Here is a 17932-nt window from a genome sequence, read left to right as displayed (position 1 = left end):
GCACCCACACGCTATCGATAACCATTTTCATTTGCCAGCCCCTTTCGCCCCTCCGTTCCGGAAGGCCGCATGCCGGAGGGCCGGGACGAAGCCGTCCCGGCCCTCCGTGGCCCCACCGCTTCGGTCAGCAGGTGCGGCCGGTGTAGTGGGCACCCTGGATCTCACCGGCGGAGCCCAGCCACGTCTTGCCGGGCGCGACACACCGCTCGTAGTCGGGCGCCCAGGCCACCTCCACCTTGACGATCACGCGCGAGCCGTCGGAGGTGCAGTGGTTGTAGTAGGCGTCGGAGCCGGTCTCGTAGAAACCGCAGGGGTCCGCTGCGGCGGAGCCCGCGGTGACGGCGGTCACCGCGCCCAGGGAGGCGAGAACGAGAGCGGCGGAACCGAGGGTGCTGAGCACCGTACGAGGAACACGCACAGCGGAACTCCTTGAGGAAGAGTCGGGAAAGTCAGGAAAAGGCCTGCGCCAGCATCGCCGCGCGGCCCTGTGCCTGACCGTGCGTCACCTCTCGATTCACCCAGCGAATCGATTCATCGCTGGGCCGAAGGGGTGATCCCGTCGCACGTCGGGCATGATCGGGCGAACCGGGGGATCAATGCCCGGCACCTCTGTCAGCCGCGCATCGGCGCCCGTAGACTGACAAGTCACCGAAGTTCGGGCGCTGTTGATGGGGGAGGACAGCCATGTCCGGGGATCCGTACGGCATGCAGAACCACAGTTATCCGATGCCACCCATGCCGGCGGCGCCGCCACCGGCCCCGCCCTCGCCGCCGGACGGCGCGCGGGCCGTCGCGGTCGCGGTGCTCAACCTCAGCGGCCTGGGGCTCGGGTACGCGCTGCTGCGCCGCTGGGTGCTCATGCTGCTGTGCTGGACCGCCACCGCCGTACTGCTCCTCGTGGCCCTGCCGGCCGAACCGGACGGCGTCCCGGTCGCGGCCCTCCTGCTGTACGCCGTCTTCCTCGCCGGGGCCGCGGCGCACGGCGCGTCCGTCGGCCTGCGCTCCCGCACGGCCGTCGTCCAGCGAGCTCCCCTCGCCCTCTTGCTGGGCCTGGTCCTGCTCGCCGTACCGACCGGCGGTGTCGTGCTGTACGACGACGCGCGGGACGAGGCGACGGAGCAGATGCTCCTCGACCGGCTCGACGAGGCCGACGAACTGGTCACCGCCTCCGGCAAGAAGGACTTCAGCGGCGGCAAGGCCGGCTACCGCGAAGCGCTGAAGGCCTACGAGGCCCTCAGATCCGACCACCCCGGCTCGCGGGCGGCCGAGCGGGTGCCGACCCGGATGAAGACCTTCTACACCACGGTCGCCGCACCCTTCGAGGACGCCGACTACTGCACCGCCGTGGCACCCCTCACCTATCTGCGCACCGTCCCCGAGGAGATGCCGTCCACGGACCTCGGAACCCTGGAGAAGTGGCCCGACGACCGGCTGGCCACCTCCCTGTACGAGTGCGCCTCGCGCGGCCTCGCCTCCGACCAGTCCACCTGGGCGGCACAGTTCGGCGAACTGCTGACCACCTTCCCCGACTCCGACCAGGCCGCCAAGGTCCAGCCGGCCGTGGCCGCCGCCGTCACCCGCGAGGTCAAGGGCCTCTCCGGAGCCGAACCCTGCACGGCCGTCCAGCGGCTGAGCGACCTCGGCTCCCGCATCGCGGACCTGCCGGGCGACGAGGCGGGCATCGAGGCCGCCCTCACCGCGGACGCCGGACGCGCCACGAGCAGCGCCGACGCGGGCGCGTACACCTGCGGCGTGGACCAGTACCGGGACGGCGACTTCGAGGCCGCGCAGACGACGATGAACGAGTACGTCTCGGCGCACGGCACCGCCAAGAACGCGGCCCGCGCAAAGAAGATCGCGATCGGGGCGGAGATAGCCCAGACCCTGCCGGCCGCGGGCAAGACCCTGCCCACGACGCGGTCCGGCGGCAGCATCTCCGTCACGGTGAAGAACGACAGCCCCGACGAGGTCACCGTCCTCTACACCGGCCCGGTGACGGGCAGCCTCACCCTCAAGGGCTGCGGCAGCTGCAAGGCGTACTCCGTGTCCAGCACCCTCAACCCCTCGTTCGAGCCGTGCAGCGGCAGCAAGAACTACCCGCAGCGCACGATCAGCCTGCCGCCCGGCACCACCTACTTCGTACACAAGTCGACATCGGACTCCATCTCCACCCCGGCCACGGACACCGCGAAGCTGGAGCCCGGCTACATCTACACCGAGTGCGCCTACACGACGGGGACTCTGGGTTCGGGCATCTGAGAGGCCCGCACCGCCCCCGAGGGCCGTCGCCGCCGCCGGACCGTTCCTCACGGCTCACCGGCGCGTGCGACGGCCCTCGCGCACGCCCGGACTCCGGCCGCCACGGCCGCCCCGCCGGCGCACGGTCAGGTGGGTGAAGCCTGAGCCGCCGTTCGTCGCGTGGGGCATGCATGAGAGTCCCGGCCGTACCGGCCGCACCGGCCGAGTCGGCGGACACGACGTGCTGGAGACACATCATGAACCAAAGAACCGACCAACCGGGCGGCGCGATCCACAGGGTCCCCGTCCTGATCGTCGGCGGCTCCCTCGTGGGCCTGTCGACCTCACTGTTCCTGGGCCGGCTGGGGGTGCCGCACACCCTCGTGGAGCGCCATTCCGGAACCTCCCGCCACCCCCGCGGGCGCGGCAACAACGTACGCACGATGGAGCTGTTCCGGGTGGCCGGCATCGAACCGGCGATCCACCGGGCCGCGGCCACCCTCGCCGACAACCACGGCATCCTCCAGGCCCGCGACCTGGTGGGCGACCCGGGTGAGTGGCTGGTCAAGGACATCGACCCGGGCGGCGGACTGGCCCGCTTCAGCCCGAGTTCCTGGTGCCTGTGCAGCCAGAACGACCTGGAGCCGGTCCTGCTCGACCACGCCACCGAGCTGGGCGGCGACCTGCGGTACTCCACCGAACTGCTGTCGTTCGACACCGACCCGGGCGGTGTCACCGCGCTCGTCAAGAGCCGGGAGACGGGCGAGCACACCAGGATCCGCGCCGACTACCTGGTCGCCGCCGACGGCCCCCGCAGCCCCGTCCGCGAGCAGCTCGGCATCGGCCAGAGCGGCCCCGGCGAGCTGTTCAGCAACGTCAGCATCACCTTCCGGTCCCGCCTTCTCGCCGACGTGGTGGGCGAGCGCCGGTTCATCGTCTGCTACCTCACCGACCCCGACGGCGACGGTGCGCTCCTGCCGGTGGACAACCGGGAGAACTGGGTCTTCCACGCCCCCTGGCACCCCGAACGCGGGGAGACGCTGGAGGACTTCACCGACGAGCGCTGCGCGCAGCACATCCGCCGCGCGGTCGGCAGGGCCGACCTCGACATCGAGATCACCGGGCGGGCACCCTGGCACGCCGCCCAGCGGGTGGCCCGCGGCTACCGCTCGGGACGCGTCCTGCTGGCGGGCGACTCCGCGCACGAGATGTCCCCCACCGGCGCCTTCGGCTCCAACACCGGCATCCAGGACGCCCACAACCTGGCGTGGAAACTGGCGGCGATGCTCGGCGGCTGGGCGGGGCACGGGCTGCTGGACTCCTACGACCTCGAACGCCGCCCGGTGGCGGAGGCCACCAGTGCCCGCGCCGCCGTCCGGTCGGCCGAGCACAGCCACCCCGGCTTCGCCCCGCCGGCCGGCGGGGGCGGCGGCGCGCCCGCGGCGGGGCCGCAGCGCGGCATCCTCAACGTGGCCCTCGGCTACCGCTACCCGCGGGGCGCCGTCGTCGGCACCGACCCCACCTCGCCGGTCGTCCCGGAGAAGCTCGCCCTGAACGGCGAACCCGGCACCCGGGCGCCCCACCTGTGGGTCCGCCACGAAGGCACCCGACTGTCCACGCTCGACCTGTACGAGCGGTCCCTGGTCCTGCTGAGCGACGGCGACGCCGGAGCCCGTGCCGACGGGCCGAGCGGATGGCACGAGGCCGCCGTCCGCCTCGCCGCCGAACTCTCCGTCCCCCTGGTGTCCTACCGCCTGGGAGCGGGACCTGACGCCGAGTTGGTGCCCGAGGACGGCGCGGACTGGCGGGAGCGCCACGGCACGGCGCACGGCGGCGCCGTCCTGGTGCGGCCCGACGGGTTCGTCGCCTGGCGCTCGCCGGGCCCCGTCCCGGAGGCCGAGGGCGTGCTGCGGCGCGTCCTGAGCACGGTTCTGGCGTTGAGCTGACCGGTCGTCGGATGCCGTACGGGCGTCCGCGGGCCTGTGCCGGCCACCCCTCGGGGCGGCCGGCACAGGCCTTTCGGCTTTCCCCCGGCTGCCGCCCGCGCTCACCCGGCTGAGCGCCTCGAGTGGTGGAAGTCGACGGGGTGACTGACGGTGGATCACGTCGGGGCCGGGTCACCTCAGCTGACGGACCGCCAGCTGCCCGGCCGACGGAAGGACCCACAGATGCGCTCAGCACGCATGATCCTGGCCACCGCGGCGGCTTCGGCCGCCCTCGCCCTCTCCGCGCCCGGCGCGTACGCGGCGGGCGGTGACTGGGAGCACGAGGACTCCTCCTACAGCAAGGAGCAGGACAACGGGAGCAAGCACGACGCGCCGCGCGGCGGAATGCACACGGGTGGCGGCGCGCTGACCTCGGTCACGGCCGACGACTGGGGCACCGCGCGCGACCCCAAGCACGACCCGGAGACGTACAAGAAGGACAGCGAGCAGAGCAAGGACTCCTCCTGGACCAAGGACGGCGAGCAGAAGGAGTCCTGGAGCGGCGAGGAGAAGCCGCGCGGCGGAATGCACACCGGTGGCGGCGCCCTGGACGCGCCCACCGCGACCGCGGGCGGCCTCGCCGTCCTGGCCGTCGCCGCGACCGGCCTGTACGCCGCGCGCCGTAAGAAGTCGGCCCACGGCCTGGCCTGACCCATGCCGGGCGACATAGCAGCCGTGGCCGCCACCTGAGCTCCATGTGGCGGCCCGGCTCGCTTTCCGCCCCCTTCCGCTGCCGCGCACCAGCTAGTGAGGTCACCTCAGATGGCTGTCCACTCCTCCGACTCCTCCCCCGACGGCCGCACGCCGGCCCGGCAGCCCCGCCGGGGGCTGACCATGCTGTGCGCCGGGGCGCTGCTGCTGCTGGCGGTGCGCCTGCTCGGCGACGACACCCCACAGGCCGGCGCGCCCAGCCCGCCGCCCGACGCGCGGTCCGCCCCGCGGGCCGCCGCACCCGCCTCGCCCGGCGCCCGGCCGGTGGCGGAGCACCTGCCACGGTCCAGCCCCGTGCGCCTGCTCATCCCGAAGATCTCCGTCGACGCCCCCTTCACCGACCTCGCCGTCGGCGCCGACGGGCAGCTCCAGGCCCCGCCGCCGCACAACACCAACCTCGTCGGGTGGTACGCCAAGGGCGCCTCCCCCGGTGAGACGGGCACCGCGGTCATCGCCGGGCACGTCGACACCGCCACCTCCGCCGCCGTCTTCGCCGAACTGAGCCGGCTGAAGAAGGGCGACGTCTTCCGCGTGCGGCGGGCCGACGGACGCGCGCCCGTCTTCGTCGTCGACAGCGTGGAGACCTTCGACAAGGACCGCTTCCCCAGCCGGCGGGTGTACGCCGACACCGCCGACGCCCAGGTGCGGCTCATCACCTGCGCGGGGGACTACGACCGCACGGTCAAGGACTACACGGAGAACCTCGTGGTCTTCGCGCACCTCAGGTGACGCAACCTCACACGGACGAGGGGAGCAGGTCACCCGCGTAGTCCCTCCCGGTCGCGCACCGGTCTGGACCGCCACAGGATCGAGGCACGCTCACGTCGCTTCACCGCAGCCGAGGTTCCGCCTCGCTTCCCGAAGGAGATCTCCCACGATGACCACCACGTCCGCCCCCGTTTCGGAAGCGCTGACACGTCAGGTGTCGCAGCGCGTCTCCCAGTCCGTCTTCGACGGCTCCCACCTCCGGGTCGTCCTTCTGGTGGACGTCTACGACGGAGCCCAGCAGCAGTTCCTGGAGGCGTACGAGCAGCTCTGCAACCAGGTCGCCTCGGTCCCCGGACACGTCAGCGACCAGTTGTGCCAGTCGATCGAGAACCCCTCCCAGTGGCTCATCACCAGTGAGTGGGAGAGTGCCCCGCCGTTCCTCACCTGGGTCAACAGCGAGGAGCACGTCCGGATGGTGGAGCCGCTGCACAGCTGCGTGCGCGACACCCGGTCGCTGCGGTTCCACGTCGTCCGCGAGACCGGCGGCCCGGCCGCGCACGCCGAGCCCGGCGAGCGCCGGCTCCAGTCGTCGCCCCGGATCGGCGACGGCGTGATCCGTCACGCGCTCACCTTCACGGTCAAGCCGGGCGGCGAGGAGGCCGTCGCGAAGATCCTCGCCGACTACGCCTCGCCCGAACCACGGGTCGACGACACGACCCGGCTGATCCGCACCTCCCTCTTCATGCACGGCAACCGCGTGGTGCGGGCCATCGAGGTGCGGGGCGACCTGCTCGCCGCGCTGCGGCACGTCGCCCGGCAGCCCGAGGTGCGGGCCGTCGAGGAGGCCATCAACCCCTATCTGGAGCAGGACCGGGACCTCGACGACCCCGAGTCGGCCCGCGTCTTCTTCACCCGCGCGGCGCTGCCCGCCGTCCACCACGTGACGGCGGGCGAGGCCAAGCCGGACGCCGTACGGCACGCCCTGTACTACCCGGCGCGCGACGGCGGCGGTCTGCGGCTGGCCGAACTCCTCTCCCAGCAGGACGAGCAGGCGGCGGACGACCCGCGCAGCCCGGTGCTGCGCAGCACGATCTTCCAGCGCGACGACGTCGTGGTGCGCCTGGTCGACGTACGCGGCGGCGACACCGACCCGGCTCAGGTGCTCGGTCTGGCGGACCGGGCCCGCGCCGCCGAACTGACGGCGCTGCTGGACGCCGAAGCACTCGGCGTGGACGCCGCCGCGCTGCGGGACGGGGCGGCCGACCGGCTCCTCACGCTCGCCCGCATGGAACTCGTCACCGACCGCCGCTCGCCCGACGCCTGAGCCGTCCGGCAGGCGGGGCGCTCGCCCACGCCGACACAGCACACGAAACGGAGCAACGTCGTGATCACATCCCGTCCCAGAATCGTGGACCTCAGCGAGGTCGAGCCCAACACCCGGCGCGGCGGTGACCTGCGCGCCATGCTCACGCCCACCACGTCCGGCGCCACCAGCGGCTTCATGGGCGTGGCCATCGTCCAGCCGGGCGACCGCATCGGTGAGCACTACCACCCGTACTCCGAGGAGTTCGTGTACGTCGTGTGCGGGCAGCTGGAGGTCGACCTCGACGGAGAACCGCATCCGCTCCGGCCCGAGCAGGGGCTGATGATCCCGATGCACATGCGGCACCGGTTCCGCAATGTGGGCAACGTGGAGGCGCGCCTGGTCTTCCACCTCGGCCCGCTGGCGCCGAGCCCGCCGCTCGGGCACGTCGACACCGAGGAGACCGAGCCCGTCGCCGTCGCGGCGGAGTCTGCCCACGGTGGGGTCCGCACGGCCGAACGGCAGGCCCGCTCATGAGCCGCCGCCGGGTCGCGGTCACCGGCATAGGCGTCGTCGCCCCGGGTGGCATAGGCGTGCCGGCGTTCTGGGACCAGCTGTCCCACGGGCGCACCGCGACGCGGGGCATCACCTTCTTCGACCCGACGGGTCTGCGGTCGCGGATCGCGGCCGAGTGCGACTTCGACCCGGCGGCGCACGGGCTGGACGCGGAGCAGGTCGCCCGGTGCGACCGCTACATCCAGTTCGCCCTGGTCGCCGGGGAGGAGGCGGTGCGGGACTCCGGTCTCGACCTCGGCCGGGAGAACCCCTGGCGGGTCGGGGTGTCGCTGGGCACCGCTGTCGGCGGAACCACCCGCCTGGAACAGGACTACGTCCTGGTCAGCCACGGCGGTCAGCGCTGGGACGTGGATCACGGCCGGGCCCAGCCGCATCTGCACCGCGCCTTCTCCCCCAGCACGCTGGCCTCCACGGTGGCGGAGCGGTTCGAGGCGCGCGGGCCGGTGCAGACGGTGTCGACGGGCTGCACCTCCGGGCTCGACGCCGTCGGGTACGCCTTCCACACCATCGAGGAGGGCCGGGCCGACGTCTGCATCGCCGGCGCCTCCGACTCGCCGATCTCGCCGATCACCATGGCCTGCTTCGACGCCATCAAGGCCACGTCGTGCAACAACGACGATCCGGCGCACGCCTCGCGTCCCTTCGACGCCAACCGTGACGGCTTCGTCATGGGCGAGGGCGGCGCGGTGCTCGTCCTGGAGGAACTGGAGCACGCCAGGGCCCGCGGTGCGCACGTCTACTGCGAGCTGGGCGGCTACGCGACCTTCGGCAACGCGTACCACATGACCGGTCTGACCAGCGAGGGCCTGGAGATGGCGCGGGCCATCGAGGACGCCCTGGACCATGCCCGGGTCGACCCCACCGCGGTCGACTACGTCAACGCGCACGGCTCGGGAACCAAGCAGAACGACCGGCACGAGACCGCCGCCGTGAAGCGGACCCTGGGGCAGCACGCCTACGACACGCCCATGAGTTCCATCAAGTCGATGGTGGGGCACTCGCTGGGCGCGATCGGGGCGATAGAGGTCGTCGCCTGTGTGCTGGCCCTGGCCCACCAGGTGGTGCCGCCCACCGCGAACTACGAGACCCCGGACCCCGAGTGCGATCTGGACTACGTGCCGCGTGACGCGCGCGAACGGAAGCTGAACAGTGTGCTCTCCGTGGGCAGCGGGTTCGGCGGATTCCAGTCGGCGGTGGTCCTGAACCGGCCGAGGGAGAGGGAAAGATGACCGAACCCCATCCGAGGCGCGCCGCCGTCACCGGTATCGGTGTGATCGCGCCCAACGGAGCCAGCACCGAGTCCTTCTGGAAGTCCACCCAGGAGGGCCTGAGCGCCCTCGGCCCGGTCACCCGCGAGGGCTGTGAGCATCTGCCGCTGCGGGTGGCGGGCGAAGTACGGGAGTTCGAGCCGTCGGCGGCGGTCGAGGAGCGTTACCTCGTCCAGACCGACCGGTTCACGCACTTCGCGCTGGCCGCGACCGACCTCGCGCTGGAGGACGCCCGCCTGGGGCAGGCCGACACCGGTGAGGCGCCGTACTCCGTGGGCGTGGTCACCGCGGCCGGCTCCGGCGGCGGCGAGTTCGGCCAGCGCGAACTCCAGCGGCTGTGGGGCAAGGGCAGCCGGTTCGTCGGCCCGTACCAGTCGATCGCCTGGTTCTACGCCGCCAGCACCGGCCAGGTCTCCATCCGGCGCGGCTTCAAGGGGCCCTGCTCGGTCGTCGCCTCCGACGAGGCCGGCGGACTGGACGCCCTGGCGCACGCGGCGCGGGCGGTACGGCGCGGTACGGACGTGATCGTGGCCGGCGCGACCGAGGCGCCGCTCGCCCCCTACTCGGTGGTGTGCCAGCTCGGGTACGAGGAGCTGAGCACCTGCGACGACCCGGAGCGGGCCTACCGCCCCTTCACGCAGGGGGCCTGCGGGTTCGTCCCGGCCGAGGGCGGCGCCATGTTCGTCGTCGAGGCGGAGTCCGCGGCCCGGGAACGCGGCGCGCGGGTGCGGGCCACGCTCGCCGGGCACGCGGCGACGTTCACCGGGGCCTCCCGCTGGGAGCTGTCGCGGGAAGGTCTCGTGGAAGCGATCCGCGCGGCCCTGGCGGACGCCGGCTGTGCGCCCGAGGAGATCGACGTGGTCTTCGCCGACGCGCTCGGTGTGCCGGAGGCGGACCGTGCCGAGGCGCTGGCCATCGCCGACGCCCTCGGCGCGCACGGCAGGCGGGTGCCGGTCACCGCGCCGAAGACCGGGATCGGGCGGGGCTACGGCGCGGCGCCGGTGCTGGACAGCGCGGCGGCGGTGCTCGCCATGGAGCACGGCCTGATCCCGCCCACCCCGCACGTCGTCGACGTCTGCCACGACCTCGACCTCGTGACCGGCCGGGCCCGCCCCGCCGAACTGCGCACGGCACTGGTGCTCAGCCGGGGCCTCATGGGGTCGAACTCGGCGCTGGTGCTGCGGCACGGCGCCACCGGCGCCTCCTGACGAGGCGCAACACCCAGCAGGACAAAGGGAACAGAGCATAAGGAGAGGTACCGCATGAGTGACCGCATCACCGTCGAGGAACTGGCCGAACTGATGAAGAAGTCCGCGGGCATCACCGTCGCCTCGGACGACCTCCAGCGGCAGTACGACATCGGGTTCGACGCGCTCGGCATCGACTCGCTCGGGCTGCTCGGCATCGTGGGCGAGCTGGAGAACCGCTACGGCACCCCGATGCCGCCGGACGCGGAGCGCAGCAAGACGCCCCGGCAGTTCCTCGACCAAGTCAACAGTGCTCTCCTGGCAGGGGCGTGACATGTCCGCACACACCGAGAACGAGATCGTCATCGCCGCTCCGCTGGACCTGGTCTGGGACATGACCAACGACGTGGCGAACTGGCCGCAGTTGTTCACCGAGTACGCCTCGGCCGAGATCCTGCGGCAGGAGGGCGAGAAGACCACCTTCCGGCTCACCATGCACCCGGACGAGAACGGCAAGGTGTGGAGCTGGGTATCCGAGCGTGAGGCGGACCGCGACACGCTCACCGTGAAGGCCCGCCGCGTCGAGACCGGACCATTCGCCTTCATGAACATCCGGTGGCGCTACGAGGAGGTGCCGCAGGGCACCCGGATGGTGTGGACCCAGGACTTCCAGATGAAGGCCGAGGCCCCGGTGGACGACGCCTGGATGACCGACAACATCAACCGGAACTCCAAGGTCCAGATGGCCCTGATCCGGGACCGCATCGAGCAGGCGGCCACGGAGCACCGGCCCGTGCCGAGCCTGGCCGACTGAGCCGGACGGAGGACAGCATGACGCACCAAGCCCTGATCGTCGCCCGGATGGCCCCGGGGTCGGCCCCGGACATCGCGAAGCTGTTCGAGGAGTCGGACCGTGGGGAGCTGCCGCACCTCGTGGGCGTCTCCCGGCGCAGTCTGTTCCAGTTCGACGACGTGTACCTGCATCTCATCGAGTCCGAGCAGGACCCGGGCCCCGCCATCGCCAAGGCGGCCGGGCACCCCGAGTTCCGGGCCATCAGCGAGCGGCTGACCTCGTACGTCAGCGCGTACGACCCCGCGACCTGGCGTTCGCCGAAGGACGCGATGGCGCACTGCTTCTACCGCTGGGAGCGGGACTCCACAGCCTGAGAGTCCGGTGGTCCGGCGGTGTCACGCGGGCACGGTGCAGTCGAACGCGTGCAGGTAGGGGTTGACCGGCCGGATGTCGTCGATGACCAGGCCCGCCCCGGTCAGCCGGCCCACCATGCTCTCGGTGGTGTGCTTCGCGCCGCCCACGTTGAGGAGCAGCAGCAGGTCCATCGCGGTGCTGAAGCGCATCGAGGGTGAGTCGTCGACGAGGTTCTCGATGACGACGACGCGTGCGCCGGGCCCGCCGGCCGCCATGACGTTGCGCAGGGTTTTGGCGGTGCTCTCGTCGTCCCATTCCAGGATGTTCTTGATGACGTACACATCGGCCTGGACGGGGATGGACTCGCGGCAGTCGCCGGGCACGATGCGCATCCGGTCCGCGAGCGCGCCGCCCGGACGCAGCCGCGGGTCGGCGTTCTCCACCACGCGGGGCAGGTCGAGCAGCGTCCCGTGGAGGGTGGGGTACTTCTCCAGCAGGCTCGCCACCACATGGCCCTGGCCGCCGCCGATGTCGGCGACGGAGGCGCTCCCCGACAGGTCGAGAAGCTGGGCGACGTCCCGTGCGGACTGCGCGCTGGACGTGGTCATGGCGCGGTTGAAGACGAGCGCGGATTCGGGCGCGTCCTCGTTGAGGTAGGTGAAGAACTCCTTGCCGTACAGGTCCTGTACGACGTCGTGGCCGGTGCGCACGGCCTCGTCGAGCTTGGGCCAGGCGTCCCAGGTCCACGGCTCGGTGCACCACAGGGTGATGTAGCGCAGGCTGTGGGGGTCGTCCTCGCGCAGCAGGCGGGACATCTCGGTGTGCGTGAAGGTTCCGTCGCCCTGTTCGGCGAAGACGCCGTAGCAGGACATGGCCCGCAACAGCCGTCGCAGCGGCCCCTGTTCGGTCTTCACCGCGGCCGCGAGGTCCTCCACGGTCATGGGGCTGTCGCCGAGGGCGTCGGCGACGCCGAGGCGGGCCGTCGCGCGGAGGGCGGCGGCACAGGCCGCCCCGAACACCAGCTCCCGCAGCCGCATGGACGGCGCGGGGGCAGTTTCTGCGGTCGTCATGGCCGCCTTTCCTGTTTCGTCGTGTTCACGGGTGGATACGGCCGGTCAGCACAGGCCGGCGGGCCGGGACACCTGGCAGGTGTTGGCCTCGAAGGTGTTGGCCTTGCCGGTCTCCTGGTCGACGAGGTCGGCCGGGGAGTTGCCGCTGAGTTCGTTGTCGCTGATCCGGTTCCGCTCGCTGGCCGTGCCGACGAAGCTCTTGAACAGCACGATGCCGCCGGACAGCGGGGACGTGCCGGCGTTGTCCCGGATGACGTTCTGTGTGATCAGGGTGTCCTCGGTGCCGGTCAGGACGATGCCGGAGCCCTGGAGGGCGTCCAGCCGGGCGGTCTTGGGGCAGGACTTGTTGTTGCGCACGATGCGGTTCTCGGCGACGGTCACCTGGCCGGCCCTGGGCTTGTTCTCGTCGCCGACGACGAACACTCCGGCGCAGTTGCCGGTGAGGTGGTTGCCGGTGACGGTGAGGTTGCGCAGCCGGCGGACGGTGACGCCGATCCGGTTGCCCTCCAGCCTGTTGCGCTCGACGAGCGTGCCGCCGGTGTCCGTGGCGCCCTGTTCGGCGCTGATGGTGTTGGCGAGGAAGACGCCGGCGTCGCCGTTGTCGCGGGCGGTGTTGCCGCGGAACACGCCGCGGACCGAGCCCTCCTGGGCGATGCCCCACACCCCGTTCTTCACCGCGGTGACATGGCGCACGGTCAGCCCGTCGGTGGCGGTGGCGTACACGCCGCTGCGGGTGAAGCCGGTGACGGTGAGGGAGGCGAGGGTGACGTCCTCGACCTTGCGCTCCTTGGTCCCGACCACGCAGATGCCGTTGCCGCCCGCGGCGCAGGTGCCGGCGGCCTTGGCGGCGGCCGGTTCGATGACCACGCCCCGGCCCACGCCCCGCAGGGTCAGTCCGGGGGTGGTCACCGTGACGCTCTCCCGGTAGGTGCCCGGGGTGATCAGCACCGTGTCGCCGGACTCGGCGGCGTCCACCGCCTTCTGGATCGACTGTCCCGCGTGGACCACGTGGGTCATGTGACCGGCGGACGCCGGAGCGGCGCCCAGGCTCGTCCCCACGACCGCGGCGGTGCACGCGAGATACACGAAAGGATATTTCTTCATATTCCGGACAATATGCTTGCCGGGTCGACAGCTCGGCGATATCGGCCGTCCGGTGGCGTGTTGCGGAGCGACCGGTCGCCCGCGCGACCGGCACAGGGCGGCGCCGGGCCCTTCCCGGCCGAGGGGCCGCCGCCCGCACCCGGCGTTACGCTGCCCGGAACCGACCGTTTTGCCCGTTCCTGGAGGTGGTCATGGCCTCGCGCCTCAACCCGTACATCAGCTTCGGCGGCGACGCCCGGCAGGCGATGGAGTTCTACAAGGAGGTCTTCGGCGGCACCCTGGTCCTCAACACCTTCGGGGAGTTCGGACAGCAGGACGCGCCGCAGGCCGACCAGATCATGCACGCGATGCTGGAGACCCCGAGCGGCTTCACCCTGATGGCCTCGGACACCCCGCCCGGAATGAACGTCACGCGGGGCGACAACATCTGCGTCAGCCTCAGCGGCGACGACGCCGCCGCGCTGCGCGGCCACTGGGAGAAGCTGTCCGCGGGCGGGTCGGTGAGCGTCCCGCTGGAGAAGCAGATGTGGGGCGATGTGTTCGGCATGTGCACCGACCGCTTCGGCATCCCGTGGATGGTGAACATCAGCGAGTCCCAGGGCTGACCGCAGCGGCCCGGCGCCGTCGTCCGCGACCTCGGCCGGACCCGACGTAGCGTGGCCCGCACAGCGGGGCTGAGGCTCACGACGGTCGACTCGATGGTGGCGCGATGTGTTGGAGTGCGACGGCCGATCTGGTGGCGGGCGCCGGGGTCACCGCCGTCGGACTGGCCTGCGTGACGCGGGTGCGTGGCGTGCGGGACCTGCCGCTCGCCGCGCTGCCGCTCCTGCTCGGCGCCCATCAGATCGTCGAGGCGATGGTCTGGGACGCGGGCGGTGGCAGCGGGCCCGCCACCGTCGTCTGGGCCGTCATCGCGTTGCCGCTGCTGGCGGTGTGGGTGCCCGCGGGGGTGTGGTGCGCCGCCCCGCCGCGGGCGAGGCGGCGGCTGGGTGCCGTTCTCGCGGTCGGCGTCGTGACCGCCGCGGGGCTCGCGTACGGGCTGGCCGTCGGCCCCGTCACCGCCGAGATCCGGGGGCACACGATCGGCTATGTGACCGACCTGTCCCACCCCGTGCTGCTCATCGCCGGCTACCTCCTGGCCACGGTGGGCTCCTTGTTGCTGTCCGGAGACCGGCGGCTGCTGACACTGGGCCTCTTCGTCGCCGTGGGCGCGCTGGTCTGCTGGGTGCTGTGGCGACTGGAGTTCGTGTCCACCTGGTGCGCTTTCGCGGCGGTGTGCTCCGTTCTTCTGCTCGGCTGGGTCCGCGCCCGGCCGACCCCTCGATGAGCACCTGACCCGCCGACCCCGGGGCAGGCGACCGCTCGCCCGAACTCCCTTTCCCCCTGCGGCCGTTCGGCCTCCCGCCCGGCCCCGTGGGGTAGTGTTCCCCCGACCCCCGGGCGGGCAGCGCCGGGGTCCGGAGTCGATCGCTCCTGCCCCCGTTGGTCAAACCCCCTGCGCCAGATGTGCCATACTCGGCGCCGCTTATAGCAAGATCTGACCGGGGGGGTCCCACCTGCACGCCATAGCCCTGGACGCCCCCTATCTGGACACGGACGCGGACCAGCTCTGCTTCTCTCTGGACCTGGACGAGCGGCCGGCCCTGGCCGAGCACGCGACGACGGTGGGCGGACTCGACGTACGCCTGCGGCTGCTCGGCGCCTCGCACCAGGTCTTCGCCGGCCCCGTACGGGAGACCGTGGCCTGCCTGCTGGGCTCCGTGAAGGGCCTGCCCGGCACGTTCACCCGCCAACTGCCGGGCTGGAACTACGACTTCACCGCCGACACCCGACGGCTGGACCCCGCGAGCTTCAGCGAGGTGGTGGCGGGGATCCGCCGTGAGGTCGCCGCGAACCCCGACAGCCTGTGCGGGATCTTCCCCGGTTCACCGGACGCGCTCACGGCCGTCGTCGTCGAGTCGGCCGACGGACCGCACGGCGGCGGACTCTTCTGGCGCACCTGGCACACGTATCCGCAGCACGGCCAGATCGTATCGACGTACACCCGGCTGGAGGCCCGATGAAGAGCGCCCGACTCGTCCGCGCGGCGGTGACGGCCGTACTGGCCGCGGCACTGCTCACCGCCTGCTCCTCCGACGGCAACGGCAACGACGGCGTACCGCGCGGCTGGATACGCGAGCAGTACACCGAGAGCGGCGCGGACTGGGTCGTCCCGGGCAAGTCCCCGGTCTCGGTCGCCGACGCCATCCACGGTCACCGCCCGGCCCTCGACCGCGCGTCCGGCGAGAGCATGGAGTTCCTGCGCTACGGCGACGACATGGTCACCGTGTCCCCGTACCAGAGCGGCAGCCGGATCGAGATCGAGGACTACCGGGGCGGCTACCACCGGCACAGCCGGCACCTGACGTACTGGCCCAGCCCGGACAGCGACAGCTTCCGCGGCGGCGGCCCCGGCGAAGGCAAGTGACACCCGGCGGACCTGCCCCACGTGTGACTCACCACCAGACCCTGACGACGCCGTCAAGAAAGGCAACACAGTGACCGAGATCTTCGAGTCGACGGGCCAGGCCCTGCTCTACGGAGTGGTGGGCCTCGCCGTGATGGCCGTCGGCTTCATCGCCCTCGACCTCGTCACGCCCGGCAAGCTGTTCCACGTGGTCTGGACGGACCGCAACCGCGGCGCGGCCGTCCTGCTGGGCAGCCAGTCGATCGCCGTCGGCCTCGTCATCATGGAGGCCATCCGGGCCAGCGAGTCCGAAGAGGGCCTCGGCTACGGCCTGGTGAGCACCCTCCTGTACGGCCTCGCCGGCGTGCTGGTGATGACCCTGGTCGGCATCGTGATCGGGCACCTCACGCCGGGCCAGATGGGCGCGGTCGCCCTCGACGACAGCAGCGACGGCCGCCCGCACCCCGCCGCCTGGGTGCAGGCCGGGATGTACCTCGGCACCGCCCTCATGGTCGGCGCGGCACTGTCATAGGCGCCGCACCCGTGAGCACCACCGCACTTCGGGGCCGCGACACCGCGGCACCCACCCGCCCCCCGGCCGTCCGGCACACCCGGGGGGCGCGCTTCCTCCTGCTGCTCGCCGTCTTCCTCTGCGCCGCCTGCGGCCTCGTCTACGAGCTCGCGCTGACCGCGCTGGGCAGCTACCTCATCGGCAACTCCGTCCTGCAGACCTCCGTGGTCATCTCCGTGATGGTCTTCGCGATGGGTCTGGGCTCGCTCGCCGCCAAGCCGCTGCGCCGCCGCGCGGTCGGCGCGTTCGCCGTCGTCGAGGGCGTCCTCGCGCTGGTCGGCGGGCTGTCCGTGCTGGTGCTGTACGCCGCGTTCGCCTGGCTCCAGCTCTACACCCCGGCGATGATCGTGATCACGCTGATCGTCGGCCTCCTGATCGGGGCCGAGATCCCGCTGCTGATGACACTGCTGCAACGCATCCGGCGCCAGGAGGCGGGCAGCGCCGTCGCCGACATGTTCGCCGTCGACTACATCGGGGCGCTGGTCGGCGGGCTGTGCTTCCCGCTGCTGCTCCTGCCGACGTTCGGACAGCTGCGGGGCGCGCTGGTGGTCGGCGCGGTCAACGCGGTGGCCGGCGTCCTCGTGGTCCTCTTCATCTTCCGCAGACAGACCCGGCGTTTCGTCCAGGTCGGTCTCCTGTCCGGCGCGACGGCCGTACTCGCCGTCCTCGGTACGGCGTACGTGCTCGCGGACGACCTGGAGGTCACCGCGCGCCAGCAGATGTACCAGGACCCGATCGTGCACGCCGAGACGACGCCGTACCAGGACATCGTCGTCACCCGCTCCACCGCCTTCACCGGCGGTGACGACACCCGACTCTTCCTCAACGGCGACCTCCAGTTCAGCTCCGTCGACGAGTACCGCTACCACGAGTCGCTCGTCCACCCCACGCTGTCCGGACGCCACGGCGAGGTCCTGATCCTGGGCGGCGGGGACGGGCTCGCCCTGCGCGAGGTCCTGCGCTACGACGACGTGCGGCAGGTGACTCTCGTCGAGCTGGACCCGGCCATGACCGACCTCGCCCGTGACTTCGAGCCGCTGCGCAGGCTGAACGACGGGGCGTTCGCCGACCCCAGGGTCCAGGTGGTCAACGCCGACGCCTTCAACTGGCTGCGCACCGCCCGGCAGCGCTACGACGCGGTGATCATCGACTTCCCCGACCCGGACACGGCCGCGCTGGCCAAGCTGTACTCGGTGGAGTTCTACACCCTGCTCGGCCAGGTCCTGACGCCGCAGAGCCAGGTCATGGTGCAGAGCGGGTCGCCGTTCTTCGCGCCGAAGACGTTCTGGTCGATCGCGGCCAGCGTCGAGGCGGCCGGCTACACGACCGCCGAGTTCCAGGTCGACGTGCCGAGCTTCGGCAACTGGGGCTTCGTGCTGGCCACCCGCGGCGGCACCGCTCCCCCGCCGCTCCGGCTGTCGCCGGACGCCCCGCGCCTGCGCTATCTGGACGACTCGGTCCTCGGGGCGGCCACGGTGTTCCCCGTCGACCGCCGCCGCGAGGACGTACGGCCGAGCACGCTGATGGAGCCGACGGTGCTGGAGTACGTGCTCGACGAGTGGAAGAACTACTGAGCCGGCGCCGGGCGGAGCCAGGATGATCCCGGCTCCGCACGGCG

Annotated in this window: 20 protein-coding genes; 17 read left to right on the top strand and 3 right to left on the bottom strand. The window is 71.9% G+C overall.

Annotated features, from left to right (window positions below; genetic code table 11):
• Positions 1-124: 124 nt before the first annotated feature.
• On the bottom strand, positions 125-418 hold the full coding sequence (locus BZL64_RS11025) for a DUF6355 family natural product biosynthesis protein (RefSeq protein WP_086768541.1): 294 nt from the start codon (positions 416-418) through the stop codon (positions 125-127).
• Between the two features lie 266 nt (positions 419-684).
• On the opposite strand from BZL64_RS11025, the gene BZL64_RS11020 reads away from it, so the two are divergent.
• The 11 genes from BZL64_RS11020 to BZL64_RS10970 all read left to right on the top strand — a co-directional run bounded on the left by BZL64_RS11020 (position 685) and on the right by BZL64_RS10970 (position 11143).
• Positions 685-2259: a hypothetical protein gene (locus tag BZL64_RS11020; RefSeq protein ID WP_208639416.1), complete on the top strand. Its 1575-nt coding sequence runs from the start codon at positions 685-687 to the stop codon at positions 2257-2259.
• A gap of 236 nt (positions 2260-2495) precedes the next feature.
• Positions 2496-4184 (top strand): FAD-dependent oxidoreductase, encoded by a 1689-nt coding sequence (locus tag BZL64_RS11015; protein WP_086768539.1) that lies wholly within the window; start codon positions 2496-2498, stop codon positions 4182-4184.
• A 222-nt stretch (positions 4185-4406) separates the two neighbouring features.
• On the top strand, positions 4407-4874 hold the full coding sequence (locus BZL64_RS11010) for a hypothetical protein (protein WP_086768537.1): 468 nt from the start codon (positions 4407-4409) through the stop codon (positions 4872-4874).
• 111 nt (positions 4875-4985) lie between these two features.
• Positions 4986-5663, top strand: coding sequence for a class F sortase (locus tag BZL64_RS11005; RefSeq protein WP_425276034.1), 678 nt, complete (start codon positions 4986-4988; stop codon positions 5661-5663).
• Between the two features lie 148 nt (positions 5664-5811).
• Positions 5812-6966: a SchA/CurD-like domain-containing protein gene (locus BZL64_RS11000; protein WP_086768535.1), complete on the top strand. Its 1155-nt coding sequence runs from the start codon at positions 5812-5814 to the stop codon at positions 6964-6966.
• A gap of 60 nt (positions 6967-7026) precedes the next feature.
• Complete coding sequence (locus BZL64_RS10995) at positions 7027-7482, top strand: cupin domain-containing protein (RefSeq protein WP_229894670.1); 456 nt, start codon at positions 7027-7029, stop codon at positions 7480-7482.
• Positions 7479-8750 (top strand): beta-ketoacyl-[acyl-carrier-protein] synthase family protein, encoded by a 1272-nt coding sequence (locus BZL64_RS10990; RefSeq protein ID WP_086768531.1) that lies wholly within the window; start codon positions 7479-7481, stop codon positions 8748-8750. Before BZL64_RS10995 ends, BZL64_RS10990 begins: the two co-directional genes overlap by 4 nt.
• Positions 8747-9997, top strand: coding sequence for a ketosynthase chain-length factor (locus BZL64_RS10985; RefSeq protein WP_086768529.1), 1251 nt, complete (start codon positions 8747-8749; stop codon positions 9995-9997). Before BZL64_RS10990 ends, BZL64_RS10985 begins: the two co-directional genes overlap by 4 nt.
• A gap of 54 nt (positions 9998-10051) precedes the next feature.
• The gene (locus tag BZL64_RS10980) at positions 10052-10309 is read left to right on the top strand and encodes an acyl carrier protein (protein WP_086768527.1); all 258 of its coding nucleotides are present in this window, start codon (positions 10052-10054) and stop codon (positions 10307-10309) included.
• Between the two features lies 1 nt (position 10310).
• On the top strand, positions 10311-10790 hold the full coding sequence (locus BZL64_RS10975; RefSeq protein ID WP_086768525.1) for an SRPBCC family protein: 480 nt from the start codon (positions 10311-10313) through the stop codon (positions 10788-10790).
• Positions 10791-10807: 17 nt separating this feature from the next.
• Positions 10808-11143, top strand: a complete 336-nt coding sequence (locus BZL64_RS10970; protein WP_086768523.1) for a TcmI family type II polyketide cyclase — start codon at positions 10808-10810, stop codon at positions 11141-11143.
• 21 nt (positions 11144-11164) lie between these two features.
• Here the strand turns inward: BZL64_RS10970 and BZL64_RS10965 are convergent, their stop codons facing one another.
• Both BZL64_RS10965 and BZL64_RS10960 read right to left on the bottom strand, forming a co-directional pair.
• The gene (locus BZL64_RS10965) at positions 11165-12193 is read right to left on the bottom strand and encodes a methyltransferase (RefSeq protein ID WP_086768522.1); all 1029 of its coding nucleotides are present in this window, start codon (positions 12191-12193) and stop codon (positions 11165-11167) included.
• A gap of 45 nt (positions 12194-12238) precedes the next feature.
• Complete coding sequence (locus tag BZL64_RS10960; RefSeq protein WP_086768520.1) at positions 12239-13297, bottom strand: right-handed parallel beta-helix repeat-containing protein; 1059 nt, start codon at positions 13295-13297, stop codon at positions 12239-12241.
• A gap of 191 nt (positions 13298-13488) precedes the next feature.
• Here BZL64_RS10960 and BZL64_RS10955 point away from each other — a divergent pair, with 191 nt between their 5' ends.
• The 6 genes from BZL64_RS10955 to BZL64_RS10930 all read left to right on the top strand — a co-directional run bounded on the left by BZL64_RS10955 (position 13489) and on the right by BZL64_RS10930 (position 17888).
• Positions 13489-13902 (top strand): VOC family protein, encoded by a 414-nt coding sequence (locus tag BZL64_RS10955; protein ID WP_086768519.1) that lies wholly within the window; start codon positions 13489-13491, stop codon positions 13900-13902.
• 104 nt (positions 13903-14006) lie between these two features.
• Positions 14007-14624 (top strand): DUF6629 family protein, encoded by a 618-nt coding sequence (locus BZL64_RS10950; RefSeq protein ID WP_086768517.1) that lies wholly within the window; start codon positions 14007-14009, stop codon positions 14622-14624.
• Between the two features lie 229 nt (positions 14625-14853).
• On the top strand, positions 14854-15360 hold the full coding sequence (locus BZL64_RS10945) for a DUF2617 family protein (RefSeq protein ID WP_086768515.1): 507 nt from the start codon (positions 14854-14856) through the stop codon (positions 15358-15360).
• The gene (locus tag BZL64_RS10940; protein WP_086768513.1) at positions 15357-15764 is read left to right on the top strand and encodes a DUF4247 domain-containing protein; all 408 of its coding nucleotides are present in this window, start codon (positions 15357-15359) and stop codon (positions 15762-15764) included. The genes BZL64_RS10945 and BZL64_RS10940 overlap by 4 nt, the downstream gene beginning before the upstream one ends.
• 70 nt (positions 15765-15834) lie before the next feature.
• Complete coding sequence (locus tag BZL64_RS10935) at positions 15835-16275, top strand: DUF350 domain-containing protein (protein WP_086768512.1); 441 nt, start codon at positions 15835-15837, stop codon at positions 16273-16275.
• A gap of 11 nt (positions 16276-16286) precedes the next feature.
• A complete protein-coding gene (locus BZL64_RS10930) occupies positions 16287-17888 on the top strand; it encodes a polyamine aminopropyltransferase (protein WP_086768510.1) in 1602 nt (533 codons plus the stop codon).
• Positions 17889-17932: the final 44 nt, after the last annotated feature.

This window comes from Streptomyces bobili, assembly GCF_002154575.1.
In the GTDB taxonomy this organism is placed as follows: Bacteria; Actinomycetota; Actinomycetes; order Streptomycetales; family Streptomycetaceae; genus Streptomyces; species Streptomyces bobili.
This window is presented reverse-complemented; position numbering and strand designations above follow the sequence as displayed.

Coding starts and splice junctions, on each gene's coding strand:
- BZL64_RS11020 (WP_208639416.1), top strand. CDS start 685: ATGTCCGGGGATCCGTACGGCATGCAGAACCACAGTTATCCGATGCCA.
- BZL64_RS11015 (WP_086768539.1), top strand. CDS start 2,496: ATGAACCAAAGAACCGACCAACCGGGCGGCGCGATCCACAGGGTCCCC.
- BZL64_RS11010 (WP_086768537.1), top strand. CDS start 4,407: ATGCGCTCAGCACGCATGATCCTGGCCACCGCGGCGGCTTCGGCCGCC.
- BZL64_RS11005 (WP_425276034.1), top strand. CDS start 4,986: ATGGCTGTCCACTCCTCCGACTCCTCCCCCGACGGCCGCACGCCGGCC.
- BZL64_RS11000 (WP_086768535.1), top strand. CDS start 5,812: ATGACCACCACGTCCGCCCCCGTTTCGGAAGCGCTGACACGTCAGGTG.
- BZL64_RS10990 (WP_086768531.1), top strand. CDS start 7,479: ATGAGCCGCCGCCGGGTCGCGGTCACCGGCATAGGCGTCGTCGCCCCG.
- BZL64_RS10985 (WP_086768529.1), top strand. CDS start 8,747: ATGACCGAACCCCATCCGAGGCGCGCCGCCGTCACCGGTATCGGTGTG.
- BZL64_RS10980 (WP_086768527.1), top strand. CDS start 10,052: ATGAGTGACCGCATCACCGTCGAGGAACTGGCCGAACTGATGAAGAAG.
- BZL64_RS10975 (WP_086768525.1), top strand. CDS start 10,311: ATGTCCGCACACACCGAGAACGAGATCGTCATCGCCGCTCCGCTGGAC.
- BZL64_RS10970 (WP_086768523.1), top strand. CDS start 10,808: ATGACGCACCAAGCCCTGATCGTCGCCCGGATGGCCCCGGGGTCGGCC.
- BZL64_RS10965 (WP_086768522.1), bottom strand. CDS start 12,193: ATGACGACCGCAGAAACTGCCCCCGCGCCGTCCATGCGGCTGCGGGAG.
- BZL64_RS10960 (WP_086768520.1), bottom strand. CDS start 13,297: ATGAAGAAATATCCTTTCGTGTATCTCGCGTGCACCGCCGCGGTCGTG.
- BZL64_RS10955 (WP_086768519.1), top strand. CDS start 13,489: ATGGCCTCGCGCCTCAACCCGTACATCAGCTTCGGCGGCGACGCCCGG.
- BZL64_RS10950 (WP_086768517.1), top strand. CDS start 14,007: ATGTGTTGGAGTGCGACGGCCGATCTGGTGGCGGGCGCCGGGGTCACC.
- BZL64_RS10940 (WP_086768513.1), top strand. CDS start 15,357: ATGAAGAGCGCCCGACTCGTCCGCGCGGCGGTGACGGCCGTACTGGCC.